The sequence below is a fragment of the Paraphotobacterium marinum genome (genome assembly GCF_002216855.1).
GTDB classification, from domain to species: domain Bacteria; phylum Pseudomonadota; class Gammaproteobacteria; order Enterobacterales; family Vibrionaceae; genus Paraphotobacterium; species Paraphotobacterium marinum.
In genome coordinates, this window is record NZ_CP022355.1 from 383,819 (window position 1) to 407,907 (window position 24,089).

Annotated in this window: 23 protein-coding genes, 1 other RNA gene and 2 pseudogenes; 3 read left to right on the plus strand and 23 right to left on the minus strand. The window is 31.7% G+C overall.

The window, feature by feature from the left end; genetic code table 11:
• Positions 1–57: 57 nt before the first annotated feature.
• From lpxC to rsmI, 18 genes and pseudogenes are all read right to left on the minus strand, one after another.
• A complete protein-coding gene (gene lpxC / locus CF386_RS02075) occupies positions 58–969 on the minus strand; it encodes a UDP-3-O-acyl-N-acetylglucosamine deacetylase (RefSeq protein WP_089072829.1) in 912 nt (303 codons plus the stop codon).
• A gap of 114 nt (positions 970–1,083) precedes the next feature.
• A complete protein-coding gene (ftsZ, locus tag CF386_RS02080; RefSeq protein WP_089072830.1) occupies positions 1,084–2,241 on the minus strand; it encodes a cell division protein FtsZ in 1,158 nt (385 codons plus the stop codon).
• Positions 2,242–2,267: 26 nt separating this feature from the next.
• Entirely contained in the window at positions 2,268–3,524 is a 1,257-nt protein-coding gene (gene ftsA / locus CF386_RS02085; protein ID WP_089072831.1) for a cell division protein FtsA, read from the minus strand.
• Between the two features lie 18 nt (positions 3,525–3,542).
• Positions 3,543–4,253: a cell division protein FtsQ/DivIB gene (locus tag CF386_RS02090; RefSeq protein WP_089072832.1), complete on the minus strand. Its 711-nt coding sequence runs from the start codon at positions 4,251–4,253 to the stop codon at positions 3,543–3,545.
• Between the two features lie 19 nt (positions 4,254–4,272).
• The gene (gene murC, locus CF386_RS02095) at positions 4,273–5,703 is read right to left on the minus strand and encodes a UDP-N-acetylmuramate--L-alanine ligase (protein WP_089072833.1); all 1,431 of its coding nucleotides are present in this window, start codon (positions 5,701–5,703) and stop codon (positions 4,273–4,275) included.
• A 1-nt stretch (position 5,704) separates the two neighbouring features.
• Positions 5,705–6,028 carry a UDP-N-acetylglucosamine--N-acetylmuramyl-(pentapeptide) pyrophosphoryl-undecaprenol N-acetylglucosamine transferase gene (locus CF386_RS13280; protein ID WP_264080468.1) on the minus strand — a complete coding sequence of 108 codons (324 nt, stop codon included), beginning with the start codon at positions 6,026–6,028 and terminating at the stop codon, positions 5,705–5,707.
• A 14-nt stretch (positions 6,029–6,042) separates the two neighbouring features.
• Positions 6,043–6,747: a UDP-N-acetylglucosamine--N-acetylmuramyl-(pentapeptide) pyrophosphoryl-undecaprenol N-acetylglucosamine transferase gene (locus CF386_RS02100; RefSeq protein ID WP_264080469.1), complete on the minus strand. Its 705-nt coding sequence runs from the start codon at positions 6,745–6,747 to the stop codon at positions 6,043–6,045.
• A gap of 3 nt (positions 6,748–6,750) precedes the next feature.
• Positions 6,751–7,914, minus strand: coding sequence for a cell division protein FtsW (ftsW, locus tag CF386_RS02105; RefSeq protein WP_225971724.1), 1,164 nt, complete (start codon positions 7,912–7,914; stop codon positions 6,751–6,753).
• Between the two features lie 4 nt (positions 7,915–7,918).
• Positions 7,919–8,329, minus strand: a pseudogene (locus tag CF386_RS02110) (hypothetical protein); the annotation flags it as partial.
• Positions 8,330–8,614: 285 nt separating this feature from the next.
• Positions 8,615–9,274, minus strand: a complete 660-nt coding sequence (locus tag CF386_RS02115) for a Mur ligase family protein (RefSeq protein ID WP_089072836.1) — start codon at positions 9,272–9,274, stop codon at positions 8,615–8,617.
• 6 nt (positions 9,275–9,280) lie between these two features.
• The gene (mraY, locus tag CF386_RS02120) at positions 9,281–10,363 is read right to left on the minus strand and encodes a phospho-N-acetylmuramoyl-pentapeptide-transferase (RefSeq protein ID WP_089072837.1); all 1,083 of its coding nucleotides are present in this window, start codon (positions 10,361–10,363) and stop codon (positions 9,281–9,283) included.
• Positions 10,364–11,611, minus strand: a pseudogene (locus tag CF386_RS02125) (UDP-N-acetylmuramoyl-tripeptide--D-alanyl-D-alanine ligase); the annotation flags it as partial. It abuts the gene before it with no gap.
• 81 nt (positions 11,612–11,692) lie between these two features.
• Entirely contained in the window at positions 11,693–13,201 is a 1,509-nt protein-coding gene (murE, locus tag CF386_RS02130; protein ID WP_158522272.1) for a UDP-N-acetylmuramoyl-L-alanyl-D-glutamate--2,6-diaminopimelate ligase, read from the minus strand.
• Between the two features lie 15 nt (positions 13,202–13,216).
• On the minus strand, positions 13,217–14,935 hold the full coding sequence (locus CF386_RS02135) for a peptidoglycan D,D-transpeptidase FtsI family protein (protein WP_145955006.1): 1,719 nt from the start codon (positions 14,933–14,935) through the stop codon (positions 13,217–13,219).
• Positions 14,919–15,263: a cell division protein FtsL gene (gene ftsL / locus CF386_RS02140; RefSeq protein ID WP_089072841.1), complete on the minus strand. Its 345-nt coding sequence runs from the start codon at positions 15,261–15,263 to the stop codon at positions 14,919–14,921. The genes CF386_RS02135 and ftsL overlap by 17 nt, the downstream gene beginning before the upstream one ends.
• Complete coding sequence (gene rsmH / locus CF386_RS02145) at positions 15,260–16,210, minus strand: 16S rRNA (cytosine(1402)-N(4))-methyltransferase RsmH (RefSeq protein WP_225971725.1); 951 nt, start codon at positions 16,208–16,210, stop codon at positions 15,260–15,262. The genes ftsL and rsmH overlap by 4 nt, the downstream gene beginning before the upstream one ends.
• Before the next feature lie 65 nt (positions 16,211–16,275).
• An RNA gene (rnpB, locus tag CF386_RS02150) (RNase P RNA component class A) lies at positions 16,276–16,623 on the minus strand.
• A 33-nt stretch (positions 16,624–16,656) separates the two neighbouring features.
• Positions 16,657–17,526 (minus strand): 16S rRNA (cytidine(1402)-2'-O)-methyltransferase, encoded by an 870-nt coding sequence (rsmI, locus tag CF386_RS02155; RefSeq protein WP_089073743.1) that lies wholly within the window; start codon positions 17,524–17,526, stop codon positions 16,657–16,659.
• A 65-nt stretch (positions 17,527–17,591) separates the two neighbouring features.
• On the opposite strand from rsmI, the gene CF386_RS02160 reads away from it, so the two are divergent.
• Genes CF386_RS02160 through CF386_RS02170 form a run of 3 tightly spaced genes read left to right on the plus strand, consistent with a single transcriptional unit; the run spans position 17,592 to position 20,317 of the window.
• Positions 17,592–19,196 carry a penicillin-binding protein activator gene (locus CF386_RS02160; RefSeq protein WP_158522273.1) on the plus strand — a complete coding sequence of 535 codons (1,605 nt, stop codon included), beginning with the start codon at positions 17,592–17,594 and terminating at the stop codon, positions 19,194–19,196.
• A gap of 13 nt (positions 19,197–19,209) precedes the next feature.
• Positions 19,210–19,800: a D-sedoheptulose-7-phosphate isomerase gene (locus tag CF386_RS02165; protein ID WP_089072843.1), complete on the plus strand. Its 591-nt coding sequence runs from the start codon at positions 19,210–19,212 to the stop codon at positions 19,798–19,800.
• A 7-nt stretch (positions 19,801–19,807) separates the two neighbouring features.
• Positions 19,808–20,317, plus strand: coding sequence for a BON domain-containing protein (locus tag CF386_RS02170; RefSeq protein ID WP_089072844.1), 510 nt, complete (start codon positions 19,808–19,810; stop codon positions 20,315–20,317).
• Between the two features lie 27 nt (positions 20,318–20,344).
• Here the strand turns inward: CF386_RS02170 and CF386_RS02175 are convergent, their stop codons facing one another.
• The 5 genes from CF386_RS02175 to petA are packed head-to-tail and all read right to left on the minus strand — an operon-like array spanning position 20,345 to position 24,050.
• Entirely contained in the window at positions 20,345–20,758 is a 414-nt protein-coding gene (locus tag CF386_RS02175; RefSeq protein WP_225971712.1) for a ClpXP protease specificity-enhancing factor, read from the minus strand.
• Between the two features lie 4 nt (positions 20,759–20,762).
• The gene (sspA, locus tag CF386_RS02180) at positions 20,763–21,401 is read right to left on the minus strand and encodes a stringent starvation protein SspA (RefSeq protein ID WP_089072845.1); all 639 of its coding nucleotides are present in this window, start codon (positions 21,399–21,401) and stop codon (positions 20,763–20,765) included.
• 51 nt (positions 21,402–21,452) lie between these two features.
• Positions 21,453–22,184 (minus strand): cytochrome c1, encoded by a 732-nt coding sequence (locus CF386_RS02185; RefSeq protein ID WP_089072846.1) that lies wholly within the window; start codon positions 22,182–22,184, stop codon positions 21,453–21,455.
• A 1-nt stretch (position 22,185) separates the two neighbouring features.
• The gene (locus CF386_RS02190) at positions 22,186–23,451 is read right to left on the minus strand and encodes a cytochrome b (protein WP_089072847.1); all 1,266 of its coding nucleotides are present in this window, start codon (positions 23,449–23,451) and stop codon (positions 22,186–22,188) included.
• Positions 23,448–24,050, minus strand: a complete 603-nt coding sequence (petA, locus tag CF386_RS02195; protein ID WP_089072848.1) for a ubiquinol-cytochrome c reductase iron-sulfur subunit — start codon at positions 24,048–24,050, stop codon at positions 23,448–23,450. The genes CF386_RS02190 and petA overlap by 4 nt, the downstream gene beginning before the upstream one ends.
• Positions 24,051–24,089 lie beyond the last annotated feature (39 nt).

Below are 24,089 nucleotides of genomic sequence, written 5' to 3' on the forward strand. Positions count from 1 at the left end.
TTCAATAACATATTATCAATAAAAAAATTGTGTTGACTGATGAGTAACAGGGAGGTACTAAGCAAATGCTAAATTAGCGTCATTTAAAAATTTTATTTGCTTCTCTTCATCAGTGGTTAACGTAATAATTTCATAACTTTCATTATTAGACAGGAGCTCCCTGACCAATAAGTTGTTAAGTCCATGTCCTGGTTTGTACGCCTTTAGTTCACCTAATACATTAAAACCACAAACAAAAAGATCACCAATTGCATCAAGTGCCTTATGTTTGACTACTTCATTATCAAACCTAAAACCTTCTTCGTTTATTACTTTGTAGTCATCCAGAACAATAGCGCAGTCTAATCCACCACCAAGACATTTATTTTGTGATCTAAGATATTCAAAATCTCTCATAAAACCTAAAGTTCTAGCTCTACTTAATTTATCAATGAAATTTTTTGTACTAAAATCAAGGGTTACATTTTGTACACCTAACTCCGGATGGTCAAAATCTGTTGTAATATCAATTTTGAATCCATTAAAAGGAGAAAGTTTTATCCATTTATCGCCATCTTTAACTTCAATAGTTTTTTTAATTTTCAAAAATTTCTTTTTATTTGAAAGTTCTCGAATACCTGCTGATTTAATGAGATAAATGAATGGACTTGCACTGCCATCCATAATTGGTATTTCATCAGCATCAACCTCAATAATAGCGTTATCAATACCCATTGCAAATAGGGCTGCATTAAGATGTTCAATAGTGGAAATTGTATTGCCATCGTTATCAACTAAGGCTGTGCACAACATTGTATCTTGTACACGATTGGCGTCTAATTTTATTTCAACATTAGGAACAAGATCCACTCTTTTATATATGATACCAGTATTTGCTAAGGCAGGTTTCATTTTTAACAATACCCTTTTTCCAGAGTGCAAACCAACACCTACAGTTTCAACCGTGTTGGCCAGAGTTCTTTGCTTCATGTTAGGGTACCTTTTTTCAATTAAATTAATGCTATTTTAAACAATGTTTTATATAATTGCAAGAATTTGTTAACTTCTCCGATAAATTTTAGTATCGGAGAAGTAGCAAGAGTATTAATCAGCTTGTTTTCTTAAAAATGCAGGGATATCCAGATAATCATGTTCTGGTTTATTTTTATTAATTTCATTTTTATTTTGAGCTGTTGACTGCATATGCCGTTGCGCTGTTTCATTTAATTGAGGTCGACTTTGTTGTGGCTCGACGCTTCTATTTATTTCCTTTTCACGTGAAACTATTGATATATCAGGCTTACGTTCACCTCCAATACCAGTTGCAACAACAGTTACTCTCAACTCATCTGACATCTCTGGATCTAAAGAGGTTCCTATAACAACAGTAGCATTATCCGAGGCGAAAGCTTTAACCGTATTACCTACAGTTTCAAACTCATCAAGTTTCATATCAAAGCCAGCCGTAATATTCACTAATACTCCGCGAGCCCCAGCAAGATCAATGTCTTCCAAAAGAGGAGATGAAATTGCCATTTCAGCAGCTTCCTCTGCTCGATCATCGCCAATAGCAACGCCACTACCCATCATTGCATGGCCCATCTCTGACATAACAGTCCTAACATCTGCAAAATCGACGTTTATGTGACCAGGACGAGTAATAAGCTCAGCAATTCCTTGAACAGCATTTTTCAATACATCATTTGCTTTGGCGAAAGCATCTAGTAATGTAATGCCTCGACCCAGCACTTTTAATAATTTCTCATTTGGAATCGTTATTAAAGAGTCAACATATTTTGACAACTCTTCTATACCTTTTTCCGCGAAGGCTAGTCTTTTTTTTCCTTCAAAGCTAAAAGGCTTCGTAACAACCGCAACTGTTAAAATACCAAGTTCTTTAGCAACTTCAGCAATTATAGGAGCAGCTCCTGTTCCAGTACCACCACCCATTCCAGCTGCAATAAATACCATATCGGCACCTTCAAGTTCAGCTTTAATCGCTTCTTTATTCTCAATAGCTGAATCCCTACCAACTTCAGGATTGGCACCAGCTCCAAGTCCCTTTGTTATATCGCTCCCTATTTGAATAACAGAAGTAACAGTTGCTTTTTTCAAAGCCTGAGCATCAGTATTAACGCTAATAAAGTCAACACCTTCTATAGATTCTCTTACCATGTGTTCGACAGCGTTTCCTCCGCCTCCGCCTACACCTATAACTTTAATGATAGCTTCATCTGAAATATCCATCATCGGTTCAAACATTTTGTTATCTCCGTTCAATTATTAGTTTAAAATTCTTTACGAAACCAATTTGTGACCTTAGTTAAAATACTATAGGTTTTTTTTGGTTCTGCAATATTTTTCTTTAAATAATGTCGATTATCTCTGGCATATTTTAATAATCCAACAGCCGTAGCATAATCGGGGGCTTCAATCTTTTCATTTAGCCCATAAACACCTACAGGGACTCCAACTCTTGCTTGCATTTGAAAAATTCTTTCAGCGCAATCAGCAATTCCCTCTATTTTAGAAGCACCGCCTGTTAAAACAACCCCTGCGGCAAGATGATGCTTCGTTCCTGATGAATTCAAATTTATTTGAATTTCATCAATTTTTTCTCGAATCATGCCAAAAAGCTCGATATACCTTGGTTCAATAACTTCAGCAAGTGTCTTACTATGGAGTGTTCTTGATGGTCGACCTCCTACACTTGGAACATCGATTTTATCATCTTTATTTACTTCTGAACTTAGTGCGCAACCAAACTTAACTTTTAATTCTTCGGCATTATTTGTCGGTGTTCCAAAAGCATAAGCAATATCAGCGGTCACATTATTACCAGCATAAGGAATAACAGCAGCATACCTTAGTGAACCCCCTGTCCAAATAGCCAAATCCATAGTTCCGGCTCCAATATCTATCAGACATACGCCAAGTTCTTTTTCATCCATAGTAAGCGATGAATGACTAGATGCTAAACCTGAAAAAATTAAATCGTCAACTTTTAAATTACATCTCTGAACAGCTTTTACCAAATTTTGCGCCATATCATTATGACAATTTATCATGTGAACCGTTGCTTCCATCCTAACTCCAGAAAGTCCAACAGGGTTTTTTATTCCTTGTTGAAAATCAATCGTAAACTCTTGTGGAATCACATGTAACGTTTTATATTCATTGTTAATTTTTACAGATCTTGCTGTATGTATAACATTTTCAACATCTTTTTGTGTCACTTCTTTGTCAGAAATTGGCACCATCCCTTTTTCCGTTTGACATACTATATGACGACCTGATAATGAAAGGTAGACATTAGAAATCTCACATTCTGACATCTCCTCAGCTTTATTTATTGCATTTTGAACTGATAATATTACAGACTCCAAATCATTAACACCGCCTTTATCAACTCCAGCTGATGGTGAGCTACCAAAACCAATAATATTTATTTCATTTTCATTAATACATTCACCAATCACAACTGATATTTTCGAAGTACCAATATCTAGGCCTACTATAATTTGTTTATCAATTAACTTTGTCATTGTTTTTCATTTCATCCATTAACGCCACCCAACAGCAACACCTCTTTTATATCTTAGGTCTACATATTTTATTGGCTTGTTTTGTTTCAAAATGTACGGGTAAATTTTTATAAAACGTCTAAATCTTTTTATTAAATCATCACTTCCCAAATATAGTAATATCTTATTATTTAAAATAACTTCCCAGGAGTTTATTTCCGAGCAATTTACTTTGAGAATTTTCATTTGTTTTGAGTCATGACTAAGAATTGATGATAATATTTTATACTTTTTAAAAACTAATAATTCTTTTTTTTCAGGTCCATCAAGTTTCACTAGATTTATGTATTTATCCTTACCAACTGAAGAAAAAATTTCCCCATAATCATTCAATATATATTTCCTATTCCAAATAGCATATGGCTCTTGTTCTTTAACATTAATATTTAAAATATCAGGCCATTTTTTTGTAATCTGCGCCTGATAAATCCATGAATATTTAGCTTCAATATTTTCTTTTAACTTATTCACATTTACGGAAAAAAAACCAATATTTTTCAATTGTTTTTTTACTGATAGCTCTATATTTTTTTTTGATACATGAGTTAACTGTCCTGTAATAGTAATAGTATTTATTTTTTTTTCGTTCCACTTTAATACAGAAAAAATCAAATAAATAACTAAGATAATCAAAATTAACAAAGAACTAAGATAAAAAAGTAATCCCTTTCGTTGTATCAATTTAAACACTTTAAATCGTCCCCTTCAATTAAAGTTTTCTCCATTGATTAATCAAGCTCGTACATATTTGACTCACATCCCCGGCACCTTGAGTTAGAATGATATCATTGTTATCTACCTTATTTTCAATAACAGAGCATAAAGTTGATTTATCCTTTACAAAAATTGGATCAATTTTGCCTCTATTTCTGATACTTCGACACAATGACTTACTATCTGCACCAATAATTTTTTCTTCACCTGCCGCATAAACATCAAGGACAATCAAAACATCAACTTTTTCAAGAACATCAACAAATTCATCAAACATATCTCTAGTTCGTGAGTAACGGTGTGGTTGAAAAATCATAACTAATCGTCGATCAGGCCACCCTTTTTTTGCAGCATTAATTGTAACACCAACTTCACTTGGGTGATGCCCGTAATCATCGACAACTTTTACAATATTTTCATTTACAAGGTAGTTGCCTAAGATGTCAAATCTTCTTCCTGCACCAGTGAAAGTTGATAGTGCTTTTTGAATTTTATTAATAGATATATTATCTTCCAGAGCAACAGAAATTGCAGCTGCTGCATTCAAGGCATTATGCTCACCAGGGCAATTCAATTCAATTGTAAAGCGATCTTTTCCGTACTTGACAACATCAAAAGTTGATTTGTTTTTAATTTGTTTAAAATTAGAAACACACAAATCTGCACTCAGTGAAAACCCATAAGTGATTACTTTTCTAGAAATTCTCTTTAATATTTCTCTATTAATTGGATCGTCTAAACATATGACAGCTATACCATAAAATGGTAATCTATGTATGAAATCTAAAAAAACATCCTTAAGCCTTTCTATATCACCGTTGTATGTATCCATATGATCTTCTTCAATATTTGTTATGATGGAAACAATTGGTGACAAGTGCAAAAAAGAGGCATCACTTTCGTCAGCTTCTGCTATGAAATATCTACTCTTTCCTAGCTGTGCACTCGAGTTTATATTTTTAACTATCCCACCGTTCACCGATGTTGGATCTAAGCCTGCCGTTAAATATATATGTGTAAGCATTGCTGTTGTTGTTGTTTTTCCATGGGTACCTGCAACAGCTATACCATGTTTAAACCTCATTAATTCAGCAAGCATTTCTGCTCTCCGAATTATAGGTATTCTGTTTTTTTTGGCTTCAATTATTTCAGGATTACGTGTGTTTATAGCTGATGACACAACAACTACACTAACCCCATCAATATTTTCTGATTGATGGCCTATAAAAATATTTACACCTTTTTGTTTTAACTTTAAAACAGTTGCAGTTTCTTTAATATCAGAGCCTGAAACATCATACCCCTCATTAACTAAGATCTCTGCGATACCGCTCATGCCTGAGCCACCTATACCAATAAAGTGAATTTTTTTAACTCTACCCATTTCAGGGAAAAATGCTTTAAGGGAATTATTATTTTCTATCATTTCATTTTACTTCTCTAAGAATCTTTATAATTTTTTTTGTAGAGTCTATTTGACCAAGTTGTTTTGCCTTTTGGGACATGCTTAATAATTTATCTCTAGTCAAACTTGATATAGTAGAGTTAATATTATCCTCTAAAAGTGAATCCTCTTCAATTAGGTATGAGACCTTATTTTCAACTAAATACTTAGCGTTTAACTTTTGTTGATTATCTCCATGTTTGTAAGGGACAAAAATTGCTGGTAAACCTGATACAGCCAATTCAGAAACAGTTAAAGCTCCTGAACGACAAATAGCTAAGTCAGCCCATTTGTATGCTTGTGACACATCATCTATAAAATCTACAACGTTTGCTTTTTGGTTAATATAATTTTTTTGGTTGATTCTGATTGATTTTTACCTGATTGATGCAATATATTAAATTCTTGTAACTGATCAAGTGTTCTTGAAACCCTTTCGTTCATGACTCTAGCTCCCTGACTGCCTCCCATTACCAAAATATTAAGAGGTCGATCTTTATCATCATCAATGCCAATAGAAAAATCAGCATTGATAATTTCAGTTCGTATTGGATTGCCTACAGTAACAGCATTTTTAATCGTGCCTGGAAAAGCTTGTAAAATAACATTAGATATTTTAGCTAACAATTTGTTAGTAATGCCGGCAACTGCATTTGATTCATGAATAACCAAAGGAATATTTAATGTTTTTGCCGCAACGCCTCCTGGACCAGTCACAAAACCACCCATGCCCAAAGCAATGTCAGGTTTAAATTTTTTTATGATTTTTCGAGCTTGAAAAGTAGCTCTCAAAATCATGAAAGGTGCTTGAATTAACTTTTTGAATCCATTCCCCTTTATGCCATCTACCTTAATAAATTTAATATTATAACCATATTGAGGTACGATTGATGATTCCATTCGATTTTGGGTGCCTAACCATAAAATTTCCCACCCAATTTTAGATAATTCATCAGCTATTACAAGTGCGGGAAATATATGTCCGCCCGTTCCACCAGCCATAATTAATATTTTTTTCTTATTCATATCTTAACCATGCACCTTAAAATTTACTCTTCTTTCATGGTCAATCCTAATGAGCATAGCAATAGCTACAGACATAATAATTAAGCTTGACCCACCGTAGCTAATTAACGGTAAAGTTAGTCCTTTGGGCGGAATCATACCAGCTGCTGCACCGATATTTACTAAAGTTTGAAAGGCAAACCAAAAACCAATACCAAAAGACAAATATCCATTAAAAAGCATATTTTTATCTAGAGACTTTTTACCAATGTAAATAGCTTTCATAACAAGAGTTAGTAATAAGATTAAGACTATAAGTACGCCGACAAATCCCATCTCTTCACCTAAAATAGACATAATGAAGTCCGTGTGTGCTTCAGGTAAATATTGTAATTTAATTACGGAATTACCTAACCCTTGCCCAAACCATCCACCTCGACCAAAAGCCATTAGTGACTGTGTTAATTGATAACCACTTCCAAAGGGATCTGCCCATGGATCCATAAAAGCAGTAACCCGCTCCATCCTGTAAGGCTCCAATAATACTAATGAAATAACCGATAAAACTGCAACACAAATTAAAGCCAAAAACTGCCATAGCTTTGCTCCTGCAATAAATAGCATGCCAATTGTTGTTACCATCATGACAACAAAAGATCCAAAGTCTGGCTGAGCTAACAGCAAAATACCCATTACACCCAAAACTATTAGGGGCTTTAAAAAACCATAAAAGCTTTCCTGTACTTGCTCATGTCTGCGCACCAAATAACCTGACAAAAACAAAAACAACGATAATTTAGCGAACTCCGCTGGTTGAAAATTAAAAACTCCCAAAGGTATCCAGCGAGATGCACCATTAACTGTACTACCAACAAAAATTACAACAAGTAATAAAAACAAAGCAACCAGAAGAACTATGCCACTTATCTGGTGCCACCAATACATAGGTATATTTAAAATAAAAAAGGACAATAATAAAGCCAACAATGCAAATGAACCCTGATGAATTGTAAAGTAGAAAGGCTCATCAAACAATTTCATTGATACTGGTTCTGATGCAGATGAAACGATAATCAAACCAACTGCCATAAGTAAAATAGATAACCATACCAACTGTCTATCATATAATACTAAATTATTTGAACTAGTTTTTTTTTTAGGAACAGTATTTAAAAAAAATTTTTGCAACAAATTAACATCCTTTAAAATTTAGTTTATGTTCAATGAGTTCAATAAAATTATTTCCTCTTTCTTCAAAGTTTTTAAATTGATCAAAACTAGCACATCCTGGAGAAAACAATATTATATCTGTCTTGGACACAATTGAAACAAGGTTTTTTATTAAGGCATTTAAGTCTCGATAATATGTGCAATCAAATAACTTAGAAAAGTAAGCTCCATCTTTACCAAAAGAATAAACTTTAATTTTTTCTTTGGAACACTCATTTACTACTTGACTAAAATCATCACCTTTATAAATACCTCCTAAAATCAAATGAAGTTGAGCATCATTTTCCTTCAGGGCTTTAATAGCTTCAAAAGTACTTGCAGCGTTTGTTGATTTGGAATCATTAATACATAAACATCTTTCCGTTTTGATATACTGAAACCTATGTGGTAAACCAGGAAATTTTTTATAGTACTAATACACTTATTTAATGAAACAGACATTGCATTAATGATGTTAAGAACCACTAATATATTTAAATAGTTGTGGAAACCTTTTAACTTAATTTCATTACTTGAAAATAAAAATTTGTCTTTATAATAAAGCTTACGTCTTTATTATTTAGGTTTCCATCACAAAAACTTAAATGAAAGCCGTCTTTTTTATTTTTATCAAAACTTACACATTTTTGGTTAGGTTCAATAGAGCAAGGCCAAGTATTTATATCATCTTGATTATAAATACATAGTTTGCTTTTGGTAAATATTTTTGTTTGGCCATTTTATATTCATAAAATGAAGCATATCGTTCTATATGATCTTCTGAAAGATTTAAGAAAACCGATATTTTAGTTTTTAAGTTTTCTATTGTTTCTAGTTGATAACTAGATAACTCTAAAACATAGAGCTCATAGTCATGGTCTAAAAGAGATAAAGCTGGAATACCAATGTTACCGCCTATACCAACTTTAAGTGATGCTGCTTTTAAAACATCACCCGTAAGCTGTGTGACTGTACTTTTACCGTTTGAACCAGTTATAGCAATTACAGGTTTATCTGTAAAATATGAAAATAATTCAATATCACCAATTATGTCAATATTATTTTTTTTTGCTTCTAAGAAAACACCTCTATTAATGTTTATACCAGGACTTACAATAATCAAATCACATTTTAATACATTACTATCATCGAAACCCTCAAAAGATACGTTTATATAATTATCAAATTGATAAACATCAACAACTTCCTTACTATCATAGGCTTCAATTTTCCAAGGCAATTTGTTTTCTAATATAAATTTAATAACAGAAATGCCTGTCTTTCCCAATCCACAAACAGCTACTCTTAAATTTTTATTAATTTTATTATGTAAGGTCATAAACTTTTATCTTATTTTTAAAGTAATTAATGCTAATAAAACTAACAAAAACGTAATAATCCAAAATCTCACAATGACCCTAGGCTCTGGCCAACCTTTAAGTTCATAATGGTGATGAATAGGAGCCATTTTGAATACCCTTCGTCCTCTCATTTTAAATGAACCCACTTGTAAAATAACAGAGACTGTTTCCATTACAAACACTCCGCCCATAATGACTAACAGAAATTCTTGACGAACTAAAATAGCTATAATTCCTAGAGCAGCCCCAAGAGCAAGTGATCCTAAGTCACCCATAAAAACCTGTGCTGGATATGTATTAAACCAAAGAAAGCCCAATCCTGCACCAACGATCGCTGTACATGCAATGACAAGTTCATTTGCTTTTTCAACATAAGGAATGTGAAGATAATCGGCATAATTTATATTACTAGTTAAATATGCAAGTAAGCCTAAACCACTTGCTACCATCACTGTAGGCATTATAGCAAGGCCGTCCAAACCATCTGTTAAATTAACTGCATTACTTGTTCCGACTATTACAAAATAAGATAATAAGATATAAAATAAGCCTAATTGAGGCATTACATCTTTAAAAAATGGGATTACCAATTCTGTTGCACTTGAGTTATGACCCATATAATACAGAAAAAAAGCAACTAACAATGCTAGGAATGATTGCCAAAAATATTTCCATCTTGCAATCAAGCCATCTGAGGTTTTCTTGACAACTTTCTTATAATCATCAATAAATCCAATTAGTCCAAAACCCAAAAAAACAAATAAAAACACCCAAACATAATAATTTGTCAGATTAGCCCATAATAAAATTGAAAATGTAACAGAAAAAATGATCAAAGCACCTCCCATTGTCGGAGTACCTTTTTTTTCATAATGTGATTCAGGCCCGTCATGACGTACTATTTGTCCAACCTGAAGTAATTGTAATCTTCTTATTAATTTCGGTCCAATAAACAAGGATAATAATAATGATGTGAATATACACATTATTGATCTAAAAGTTAGATATTCAAATAACCTTAAAAAGGTATATTTTTCATGAAGTAAACTTGCAAGCCATAAAAACATTTAGCTCTCCATTAATGTTTTAGTTATTGTTTCCATTGTAAATCCACGAGAACCTTTAATTAAAATTGTAAGGGGTTCTGTTTTATCTTTTATTGTTGATAGCAATTCATTTTCTAAAAGCTTCTTGTCAAAAAAATGCTTACCATTATTTGTATCTGAAATTTGTTTTGAGTACTTACCTAAAGTGAAAACTTCAAAGTTTTTCATCGACTTATTTATAGCTATTTTATTATGAAATTCTTCACTATATTTTCCAAGTTCGGCCATATCAGCAAAAACAAAAACTTTCCTACCAGAAAAACCATTTAAAACATCTATTGCCGAAATAACAGAACCATAACTCGCATTATATGAATCATTTATAACTGTAATCATGTCAGATTTTTTTAGGACTTCCAAACGCTTATCAACACTGCTAATTTTTGCTAATCCTTCACTTATCATTTTAGTATTAACTCCTAATTGATAACAACAGCTTATAGCAGCTAAAGCATTCTGAATATTATGTATACCTGGAATATTAAGTACTACTTCAAACTCATCTCCGTAACTTGTTTGACAAACAAAACTACTACTTTCACTAGATTGTTTAATATTTTTTGCAAAAAAATTTGATTTTTTCTTTTTATTTAAACTAAAAAAAACTATTTTTTTATCAGAGTTATCTTCAATCCATTTTTCACTGAAACTATCTAAATTAATAATACATGTCCCGATTTTGCTTTTTAATCCAGAAAATATTTCGCCTTTTGCTTTGGCAACTCCTTCCATAGAACCAAAACCCTGAAGGTGTGCTGCTGTTAAATTATTGACCAAAGCAATATCAGGTTGAACTAGTTTAATATTATCTTTAATCTCACCTTGATGATTGGCTCCTAATTCAATAACTTGGTACTTATTTTCAATATTTGTATTTAACAGTGTTAATGGCACACCATAATGATTATTTAAGTTTCCCATAGTCATATTAATAGAACCTAAACTAGATAAAACTGAGGCTATCATTTCCTTAACGGTTGTTTTTCCACAACTTCCTGTCAAAGCAATTGTTTTTGCATTTGATAATGATTTTATATAAGCACCAATTGCACTCAGGGCGTGCGAAGTTGAATCAACAACTATTTGAGGAATATTTAAATCTAGTTTTTGCTTTACAATTAAAGCAACTGCACCATTTTTTATAGCCTGAGAACAAAAATCATGCCCATCAAAATTATCTCCTTGGATGGCTATAAACAACGAATTTTTTTGACATTCCTTGAATCAATTGTAACAGCATCTATTAAATGTGATTTACCATAAAGATTACCTTTTAAAACATTATTTATTTCACTTAATTGAATTGGTATCATTTTTTAACCCTAAAGCTTTTTTTACTTCATCTCTATCTGAGAAAACTATTTTTTTATCTCCAATAATTTGATAGTTTTCATGTCCTTTTCCAGCAACCATAATAATATCATTTTGATCTGCTTTATCTATTGCATATTGAATAGCTTTTCCTCTATCCGGTATAACATGAAGATTTGTTTTATCTTTAATCCCGCTCATAATATCATCTAAAATTAATTTAGGATCTTCCGTTCTTGGGTTGTCATTTGTCAAAATCAATTTATCTGATAAATTATCTGCAATACGTCCCATTTCTACTCTTTTTCCTCGATCACGATCTCCACCACAACCGAATACACACCAAATCTTACCTTTTTTTAAGGAAAGACTGCTCAATGCTTTATGTAGGGCATCAGGAGTGTGAGCATAATCAACAACTACGGTCGGATTGTCATAATTATGAAAAATTTCCATTCTCCCTTCAACGGAGACCAACTTTTCTGCTGTATTTATCAAATCATCAAGCTTAAAGCCAAGCAATAAAAGAGATGCTAAGCTTAAAAGTACATTAGTAATATTAAATGATCCAAGTAAATTAATTTCAATTTCAAATTCAGTTAAATGTGAGGCACAAATAAGTAGTGTTTTTTGCCCAACATATCGTATATTTTTTACATAAATATAATTTTTAGTTAAAGATGATAAATCATAATTTTTTATTGAAATAAGAAAACAATCATTAAGTTTTTTACTCCATTTTTGACCCACTAAATCATCATAATTTAATACCATATTTTTAACATTATGAGTACTAAAAAAGAGGAACTTACTTTTCTCATAACTTTCCATTGTTTTATGGTAATCCAGATGATCTCTACTTAAATTAGTAAAAATTCCAACATCAAAATTTATATTTTTAACTCTATGCTGCACTAAACCATGTGATGACACTTCCATAGCTGTAATTTTAGAGCCAATCGTAACAAAATCGTGTATATTTTTTTGGATACTTATTGGATTTCCAGTAGTATTTATACTCGGTTTCAAATTATTCAATTCACCAGAACCATTAGTACCCATAATAGTAGATTTTTGACCTAACAAGTCCAACCACTGCGCAATTATGTGAGTAATTGATGTTTTACCATTAGTTCCTGTTACACCAATAATACGGTGATTTTTACTCGGATAATTATAAAAGCGCCCTCCAATATCAGAGAGTATATTTTTTAGGTTTTTTATTTTAACCACAAGACAATTGTCACTATACTCAATGCTTCTATCTTCAAGGTCACTATTAGTTTCCTTCAAAATACAAGTTGCTCCATTTTTGATAGCATCTTTAATAAAATCGTTTGATGTGTGTTTTTCACCATTAATTGCTATAAATAAAAAGTCTTTCTTAACATCCTGACTATTTATTGTTAACCCCTTAATTAGATAAGATTTATTAATTTTGATCCAAGGTTCAATTAATAATTTAAAATCAACTTGAGTTGTATTCACTGAACTAATCCTTTATTAATTTTGGTCTGGTGGTATATTCAAGATTTGTAATGCATCTTTCATGACTTCAGAAAATAGTGGTGCAGCCACTTGGCTAGCATAATAACTGTCACCCTTCGGGTCTCGCACAACAACAACTAAAGCAAGCTGTGGGTTACTCATCGGAGCTAATCCTGCCGTTAACACATTGTAATTATTACCATAACGCCCATCACTACCATCTACAACAAGAGCTGTACCTGTTTTAGCACCAATTCGATATCCTTTAACATCCGCTCTAAAAACTCCCCCACCTTCAGCAGCATTTGTTGCAGCCTCTAACATATTAAGAACACTATCAACATCTTTGCGATCCACGACTCTTTTACCTTTCGTTTTATCTTTCAACTTTAAAAGTGACAGATTATTTACAACACCATGATTCCCTAAAGCAGCATAAGCTTTAGCTAACTGTATAGCGGTAAAACTTACACCATAACCAAAACCTAACCTTGACTTATCCACAGTATTCCAGTTTTTTCTCGATAAATGTAAAGTACCTGAAGCTTCACCATCTAATTCTAAATTTGTTTTTTTACCCAAACCAAAATCACTCTCCATCATCAAAATATTCTTAACAGGAGTTGCAAGAGCTAGTTTTGCTGATCCTATGTTACTAGATCTCATGAGAATTTCTTTTAAGCTCGAATATTTATCCATTGTTTCAGTATCTGTAATAGTAGAGCCATCAATTCTCCAGGTTCTAGAGGGAATGTGAACTAATGTTTTTGTAGTCGCCACATGCGACTTTAAAGCAGCTAAAATAGTAAATGGTTTGATCGTTGAACCAGGTTCAACAATATCAGTTATCGCTTTATTTTGCATTCGGTAACTTTGAAAATCATTTCGATTATTTGGGTTAAAGCTTGGGCTAGATACCAATGCTAAAATTTCTCCAGTTTTAACATCAACCATGACTACTTGAACTGAGTCACAGTCGTAATCTAATTGATACTGTTTCGCTGCTTTATAGGCGGCAGTTTGAATTCTCTGATCAATGCTTAATTGAATTGGTTTTCCAGGTTGATTATCCTTTAATGATATATTCTCAATAATATTACCATTACCATCTTTACGGTAAGTTTTACTTCCTGGATGCCCTGTCAACCATTTATCATATTTTTTTTCGATGCCCTCAAGACCATGTCCATCAATTCCAGTTACTCCTATTAATTGAGAAGCAATTTCTGCAGATGGATAGTATCTCTTGGAAGTTTGTTTTAGATAAATTCCATCTAATTTTAATTTTTGTATATATCGTCCAACATCGGATGTTACTTGACGTGCAACATACATGAACCGTTTATTTTTATTAGCATTTAATTTTTTTTCAAATTTATTTCTATTAAGATGTAATACGTTGAAAAAAGCATCCCAATATTTTTTTTGTTTGTTTAGACTGTCAGAAGAAAAAATTTTTTTTGGATCTGCAACAATAGTTTTAGCTTGAACACTTACGGCTAATAGAACTCCATTTCGATCATAAATAGCACCGCGATCAGAGTATATTTTTTCAATCCTTAAAGACCTCAAGTTACCCTGCTCAATGAGCTCTGGAGATTCAATTAATTGAAGGTAAGCAACCTGAGACAATATTGCTAAAAAAATCACAAATACTGTGAAACAAATTAACTGAAATCTCCAAGTTATTACGATCTTTTTTTTCTTTTTTTGAGAATTATTTATCTTTTTCATTTTTTTGTACAATAACTTCCATTTGTGTATTTGGCCTTTTCATATTTAACTTATTTTCTGCAAAATTTTCGATTCTACTACTTTCTGTTAATACACTATATTCAATATTCTGATTAACCCACTCTTCTTTTAATTTTTCACGTTTTTCTGATAAAACATCATTAACTGTAACTAAGTTTCTGGAAGCATCTGTAACTAGTACAATTGCAATAGCAGTACAAAAAATTAAAAATAATATCATAACCTCAACTTTAAAACATTTGATAAAGTCATTAAAAATATGAATTAATAAATTGGGTTGCTCCGTTTGATTTTTTTTTAATTTCATAATTTCTCAGCAATCCTTAATATTGAGCTTCTTGAGCGGATATTAGATAATATCTCTTCATCTGATGGTTTTATCGCTTTAGATAATGCTTTTATTAGTGGCTTACTTGTCATGGAATTCACCTCATCATCAGTTAAAGGTAAACCTTTTGGTAACGCTTTTCGTCTAGATTTTTCCCTAATGAATTGCTTAACAATTCTATCCTCTAAAGAATGAAAACTAATAACTGATAGTCTCCCCCCTTTCTTCAAAACATCTATACTATCATTTAATACTTTTTTTATTTCTTCAAGTTCATTATTTATATATATACGAAACGCTTGGAAGCTTCTAGTAGCCGGATGTTTATTTTTATCTTTTTTAGGAGTAGCCAACTCAATGATCTGAGCAAGCTGAAGAGTATTTTCGAGTTCAGGTGTTTCATCAGATTCCCGATAAGCAACTATTGCTTTAGCAATTCGGTAAGCAAACTTTTCTTCTCCATAATTTTTCAATACATAAAAAATCTCTTCAATTGAGGCAACTGAAAGCCACTCTTTTAGAGTCATTCCTGAATTAGAATTCATTCTCATATCTAAAGGACCATCTTTTGAAAAACTAAAACCTCTCTCAGCATTGTCTAACTGAGGAGAAGAAACTCCTAAATCTAACAAAATACCGTCAATTTCTCCGGTTAACCCTCTTTCATTAACAAAATATTTTAGATTTGAAAAATCACCTTGCTCTATTTCAAATCTATTGTCTTTAATATTTTCCCTTGCATATTTTATAGCAGATGGGTCTCTATCAATTGCAATTAATCGTCCATTAGCATTAAGTTTTTCAAGAATTTTTTTTGAGTGGCCACCTCTACCAAAGGTTCCATCAATATAAACTCCATTAGGTTCAATAGCTAAACCATTGATCGACTCGTTTAGTAAAACTGAAACGTGGGTGGGTTGTGTAATGTTTATTTCAGAATCCATAGTGTATCTTTCATTAATAAAAAAAAGCCCATTTGAAATGGGCGAGTTTGAGAGTTTTAACAATAAGCCGGGTTTTGTACCATTAAGAAATGGTGATGATCATTCATCTAGACTAATAATCACTTATTAGTTCAAGCAACCTACCCGCTTCAAATATGGGCCATATGTAAGAAGCCTATTTGGTCTTGCTCTAAGTGGAGTTTACAATGCCATAATTATTACTAATTATGCGGTGCGCTCTTACCGCACCATTTCACCCTTACCTGTCGGCGGTATATTTTCTGTTGCACTTGTCGTAAGCTCACGCTCCCCAGACGTTATCTGGCACTTTGCCCTGTAGAGCCCGGACTTTCCTCCCCCTGAATTAATCAGGCAGCGATCATCTTTTAAAACTCTAAATCAATTATACAAACAAAAAATGATTTAATCTATATTTTATTGTTAATACTTAATGCCCACTTATATAAATTGTTTTTTTTTATTTCATGAATTTCCGCAGTTAAATTAACAGCTTGTTTGAGTGAACATTGAGACTTTAAAATATTAAAAGTTCTTTTTACTCTATCGGGTATGTCAAAATTATCATCTTCCTTGCCTTGATATCCCTCAATTAATAAAACAAATTCACCTTTTTTATTATTTTCATCACTATTCAACCAATTTATTACATCCTTAGACTTTAAACGTTTAATGCTTTCAAACTTTTTGGTCAGCTCACGAGCCAAGACAATATAACGTTCGCCGTCTAAAACATTATGAATATCTGTTACTGTATTCATAATTCTATGTGGAGATTCGTAAAAAATCGTCGTAAATGGACATTGAGCAATTTCATTTAAAATCTTAGTTCTATTTATTTTTTTTTGTGGAAAAAAGCCTAAAAAAGAAAACTTGTCAGTTGTCATACCAGAGCCAGATAAAGCGGTGATTAATGCACAAGGTCCAGGTAAAGGAACCACATCAATGTTAACTTTTTTACATTCAGATACTAAAAAATACCCGGGATCATTTATCAAAGGAGTACCTGCATCAGACACCAAAGCAATATTTATCTCTTGTTTCAACTTATCTATAATTAATTTAGTTTTATCTTTTTCATTATAATTATGAAAAGAAATCACGTCTTTTTTAATACTGTAGTTAGATAATAAGTATTTAGTTACTCTTGTATCTTCGGCTATAATTAAATCCACATTTTTAAGAACTGTCAGTGCCCTATTTGTTATATCACCAAGGTTACCAATCGGCGTTGGTACTATAAATAATTTACCTGTTGTTTGATTATTAATATCTGTCATTTGTGTATATTCACGTTTCATAATAATATATAATATAATAAAATTATCTATTTATGGAAAAAATTATGTCAATTAGGATGTTTAATTTTTTTGTTCTACCTTTTTTTGTCTTTTTATTATTTAATTTAAATGGATGTTCAAGTAATAAAGTTCAACAAGACGTACCAAAAGCAGTCAATCTCAAGTCTTCAAGTTTCTACATCAATCAAGCGAAGTCATTATCTGGAAAGAAAAAAAACTCAACTTTACTTCTGGCCTCTCAAGCAGCAATTAAAGAACAAAACTTCAAAATAGCCTCTGATGCATTAAGCCAAATAGATGAGTCTAATTTATCGCAGAATGACAAGATCGTTTATTATAATCAACTAAGTAAAGTTAATTTTCAAAATAAAAACTATATTAAATCCGCAAATAATTTAGCTAGTGCTAACTCATTTATTGATGACACCTCCCAAAAAAAGAAGAACTGGAATAAAGTACTTGAAATTCTTCATTACGCCGACATTTTTTCCTTAACTAATTCGCATAACAACGTATATCAATCGGATTTGTCACCTTGGATAAATTTAGCGTTAATTCAAAAAGAATATGCAGATAATTTTGAAGTCCTTCAAACTAAAATTAATCAGTGGAAAGTAGACAACCCTTCATTACTTAATGTTATTCCAGAGAATATAAATACTATATCTAACTATAATGATGGTGGCGCTCAAAATATATTATTATATCTGCCTTTATCAGGAAAGTATTCTAGACAAGGGCAAGACATATTAAGTGGCTTTAAATATAAACAAAGTACTTCATTAAATAATACTTATCAAATTAACACAATTGATTCAAATAAAATCCCTGTTTCTCAGTTGCCTAGCATTATACAAAACCAAAATATTGATGTTTTAGTGGGACCTTTACAAAAAGATAATGTTTCAAAGTTAGTGAAAAGCAATAGTGTTTCTATCCCAACCATTTTATTAAATACCTCAAAGGAGCCTAAAAATAATACATCATTATGTACTTTTACACTTTCCCCTGAAAAACAAGCTGCACAAGTTGCACAAAAAATGTTTAAAGAAAATAAATTTAGGCCAATAGTAATCGTTCCAGACACAAACTTCGGTTACCGTTCAGCTCAAGCATTTAAAAACTCATGGTTAAAAGTGAGTAACTTTTCGCCTATAGTATTGAAGATTAAGGGAAATAATCAAATTCAATCCAAGTTAAAAGCACTTTTCAAGGGCAAAACTAATACACCTGATTCTGTGTTTTTTATAGGAAATAAAAGTCAATTATTGTTGACGAAAGCATACATAGAGCTCTATTTGCCAGCTGGAATAAATCAACCTCAAATTTACTCTAATAGTTCAACAAATATATTAAATTCATCTCAGTCAGAACTTAAAGATCTTCAAAATGTAAAATTCATTGATTTGTCTATTTTAATGCCTGGAGCAAAACCGTCTGATTACCCAGTAAATAATATTAATGATCTCAGAGTAAGTGCCCTTGGATTTGATTCATTCAGTTTAATCAGTGCCATACAAGAAATGAAATTAAACCCATATATACAAATCAATGGCGCAACGGGCAAGTTATCTTTAGGAAATGATTGCAATATTGAAACTCAATATAGTTGGGGACAAGTGCGATCTGGTCAAATTATTAAACAATAAAAAAGTGATAATAATGATTGATTATATCAACGAAAAATTTAAAGAAAGTATTCAAATACAAATCACGGCAGCGGAAACTTTACCTAATGAAATAGCCAAAGCGACCACTCTAATTGTTTCTAGTCTATTACAAGGAGGTAAAATAATTTCCTGTGGTGCTGGTGTTTCAACATCAAATGCAATAGACTTTTCTGCATTATTAAATTCGTCCTTTAATACAGAAAGGCCTAGCCTTCCATCAATCGCACTGTCATCTGACGTTGTTAACTTAACCAATATTGCATTTAATTATGGTTTAGATGAAATATTTTCTCAACAAGTTAAAGCTATTGCAAATAAAGAAGATATTCTCATTGCTATCTGCTCTGATGGTAATACAAACGCAATATCAAATGCTGTTGCTGCAGCATTAAAAAAAGATTTAAAAATCATTGCATTAACAGGTAATGACGGTGGTGTTGTTGCAGGATTGCTTGGAGAACAAGATTTAGAAATACGAATTCCATCTCAAAATATTGTAAGAGTTAAAGAGATGCAGTTATTTGCATTAAACTGCATTATTGAATTAGTTGAACAACAGTTATTTCCAATTCATAAGGACTAATACTTTAATGAGAATATCTATAATATTATTGATTTTTATGTTATTTGGTTGTACAAATAATCAAACTCAAACATCCTATTGGAGCGATAAAAAAAGCCAAATAAATATCTCAAAAATTTTAGATCAGGAAAATAAAACAGCTCAAACAGATCTTCATTCAAGTGTTCTCAATGGCAATGTATTATTATTTGGCCACTTCCCTCAAAATTATTCAACAGATAGTCTTATCTTCAAATTAAAAAGTTTACCAAATATTAAACAAGTCTTTGATAACTCGACGCAAGGGCGTCCTCTTAGCTTCCAACAAATTTCAAATGATAATTATTTGGTCTTAAAAATTAATACTTCATTACTAGCTGATGGCTTTATTTCGAACAACACGCTTAATTTTTCTGCTTATGACAGTACTGTTTTTTTGATTGGGACAGTTTCCCAAAATAAAAGAAAACAGATTATTGATTCTATTCAAAAAGTTAGTGGAATTAATAAAATAGTGACTTTCTTTAATAAAGATTAATAAAAAAAACAGACTTTTGTCTGTTTTTTATGTAACTATTGATAATTTAGGTTTTTTTCTAACTGGCTTATCACTCACATTAGTTTCATGATGTTTAAAATCATTACTTTCATAATAATCTTCTTTTTCGAATATTATCCCTTCGCCATTTTCTCTGGCATACATTGCTTCAATAGCTGAAAAAGGAATATATAGATTCTCATGAACTCCTTTAAAAGTAGCACTAAAGGATATTGATTCTTTTTGAAAGTGATAATTGAATAGTGCATCTGGCGAAATGTTAAGAATAATTTTACCATCATTAATAAATTCACTAGGAACAACTACTTCACTAAAAGTAGCATTAACAACTAAATAGGGAGTTAAATCATTTTCTAAAAACCAATCATAATAGGCTCTATAAAGATGTGGTCTTTTGGCAGTCATGTTTTTACTATCCATCAATTTAAAATCCTGATAATCTCATTTCTCTTTCAACTTCAGTTAAAGAGGCTAAAAAAGCATCACGTTCAAAAACTCGAGTCATATAATCTTTAATTTCTTTTGAGCCCGGTCCAATGAGGTCTACACCTAATATAGGTAATCTCCATAAAAGTGGGGCTAAATAGCAATCAATTAAACTAAACTCATCACTCATAAAATATTTATATTCAGAGAATACTGGAGATAAAGCTAATAGTTCACTTTTAAATTGTTGCCTAGCATGAATAGCTTCATCAGATGTCCCATTTAATATTTTTTCGGAAAGTGAATACCAATTTCTCTCAATTCGATACATCATTAATCTAGTATTTCCTCGTGCAACTGGATAAACTGGCATTAGAGGAGGATGAGGAAAGCGCTCATCTAAATACTCCATAATAATATTTGCTTGGTATAATGCTAATTCTCTATCTATTAAAGTTGGTACTGAGTTATAAGGGTTTAAGTCTTTTAGCTCAGATGGGAGATTAAGTTGGTCAACTAATTCAACATCTACGCTAACACCTTTTTCTGCTAGTACAATTCTAACTTGATGACTATAAATATCTGAAGCACTTGAGTATAATGTCATAACAGAACGTTTGTTGGCAGCAATAGCCATAATTCCTCCAAATTTTACAAATTCACTTCTTTGTATAAAACTATAAAAATATTACTTTATGTCCTTCCAAAACTCTTTTTTTAAAAGAAAAGTAAAGATTATTAATAATATCAGAAAACTCATCACCCATATACCTAATTTTTCTCTTTTTAATTTACTAGGATCTGAGCTATATTCCAAATAATTAACTAAATCCCTTAGTGAAGACAAATATTCATCTTCATTTAGTCTCCCATTACCTTTTGATTTTATTCCTTCATTTATAATTTCCATCTTGCCATCTATTAATTTTTCTTTAAAGTTGATCTCAGTAGTTCCTTGTAATTCCTCTAAAACATGTGGCATATTAATATTAGGCGATATCATATTATTTACACCAAAAGGTCTTGAGTCATCTTTATAAAAAGAATTTAAGTATGTGAAAACCCAATCCACACCTTTTACTCTTGTTATCATAGTTAAATCAGGTATTACTCCCCCAAACCATTGTTCAGCCTGGCTCTTATTCAAACTACTTAACATCAAATCACCTATTTTAGAATTTTTATCGAAGATAAGATTATTTTCCATTAACTCATCTGGAATCCCTATATCTCTGGCAACACTCTGATATCTTTGGTATTGCATGGAATGACATCCTGAACAATAATTCATAAAAAGCATTGCTCCTCTTTGGAGTGAAGCTTGATCGTTAAGATTATTATTTGCTTTCTGTAAAATTTTTTTTTCTGCACTCAGTAAATTAGTACTAAAACATATAACGAATATTAAGATTAGTTTCATACTAAAGCCTCTTTGGCAATGATCTTGTTTTTTCATACTTACTGTATATGAACAATAAAATAAAAAACATAAAATAACCAACACTACATATTTGTGCCAATAATGTGTACGTTGGTGTAGCTGGTAAAGCTCCTAGTACTCCTAGAATTACAAAACATACAATAAATTGTACAATATTGATTAAGTGCAAATGACTTCGATATCGAAAAGAACGGACTTTACAGCGATCTAACCAAGGCAAAAAAAACAAAAAGACTATAGCAAGTCCCATCGACATCACACCTAATAACTTGTCAGGTACAGCTCTTAGAATTGCATAAAAAGGTGTAAAATACCAAACTGGTGCAATATGTTCTGGAGTTTTTAACGGATTTGCTGCCTCAAAATTAGGGGCTTCCAAAAAATAACCTCCCATTTCAGGATTGAAAAATATAATATAGCAAAAAAATAATAAAAAAATAGCTACTGCAAAAAAGTCTTTTACTGTACCGTAAGGATGGAAAGGAACACAATATCTTATATTATACTTGTTTGTATACTCAGAATGAAAAGTATAATTTTCATTATCATTTACATCACTTAAATCATTATGATTTTTTTTTATCTTAGTATCAATACCATCAGGATTATTTGATCCAACCTTATGTAATGCTAAAATATGCAAAAATACCAACATAACTAGAAGTAGTGGTAAAGCTATTACATGTAATGCAAAAAAACGATTTAAAGTAGCTCCAGAAACAACATAATCACCCCGTATCCATAGTGTGAGGTCATCACCAACATATGGAATGGCTCCAAATAAAGAAATAATTACTTGTGCTCCCCAATATGACATTTGACCCCAAGGTAACAAATACCCCATAAATGCCTCAGCCATTAAAATCACAAAAATGAACATTCCAAAAAGCCAAAGTAATTCTCTAGGATTTTTGTAAGATCCGTAAATAATTGCTTTAAACATATGCAAATAAATCACAACAAAAAAGGCAGAAGCTCCAGTTGAATGCATATATCTAATTAACCAACCGTATTCTACATCTCTCATAATAAATTCTACAGAAGCAAAAGCTTGTTCTGCTGAGGGTATATAATTCATTGTTAACCAAATACCCGTAATGAGTTGATTAAGCAAGACTAAAACCCCTAACGCACCGAAAACATATAGAAAATTAAAGTTCTTAGGCATCGGATACTGAGATAAGTGTTTTTTATAAGCATCTACAATTGGTAACCTTTCATCAATCCAGTTAAGGAATTTACTCATACGTTTGTTCCTTCATCTTCACCAATTAAAATTGTATTTTCATCTAAATACATGTGAGGCGGAATAACTAGATTTAACGGCGCTGGTACATTGTTAAAAACTCTTCCTGCCATATCAAATTTCGAACCATGACAGGGACAAAAAAAACCTGATTTAATCCCCTTCACCTGAACTTGAAATTTTTCCGATAAATAAGTTGGCGAACATCCTAAATGGGTACAAATTCCAACAGCAACTAAAATTTCAGGCCTAATTGATCTAAATTTATTTTGTGCATAAAGAGGTTGTTGGGGCTCTGCTGACTCTGGATCTTGTAACTTATTTTGTTGAATAATTAAGTTTAATTGATCCAATGTTTGTTTATTTCTTTTAACTACCCAAACAGGTTTACCCCTCCACTCGACTCTAATCATAGCACCCTCCTCTAAATTGGATATATCAACTTTTACAGGAGCACCTGCAGCTTTTGCTTTTGCGCTTGGATTCCATGATTTTAGAAAAGGGATAATAACAGAGCCAAGGCCTATAATACCGAGTAAACTAGTTGAAATAGTGAGAAACTTTCTCCTACCTAGGTCTATTTCTTTTTTTTGAGTCATTAAGCTTTACCCAATTTATAAAATTACCTCTAAATAATT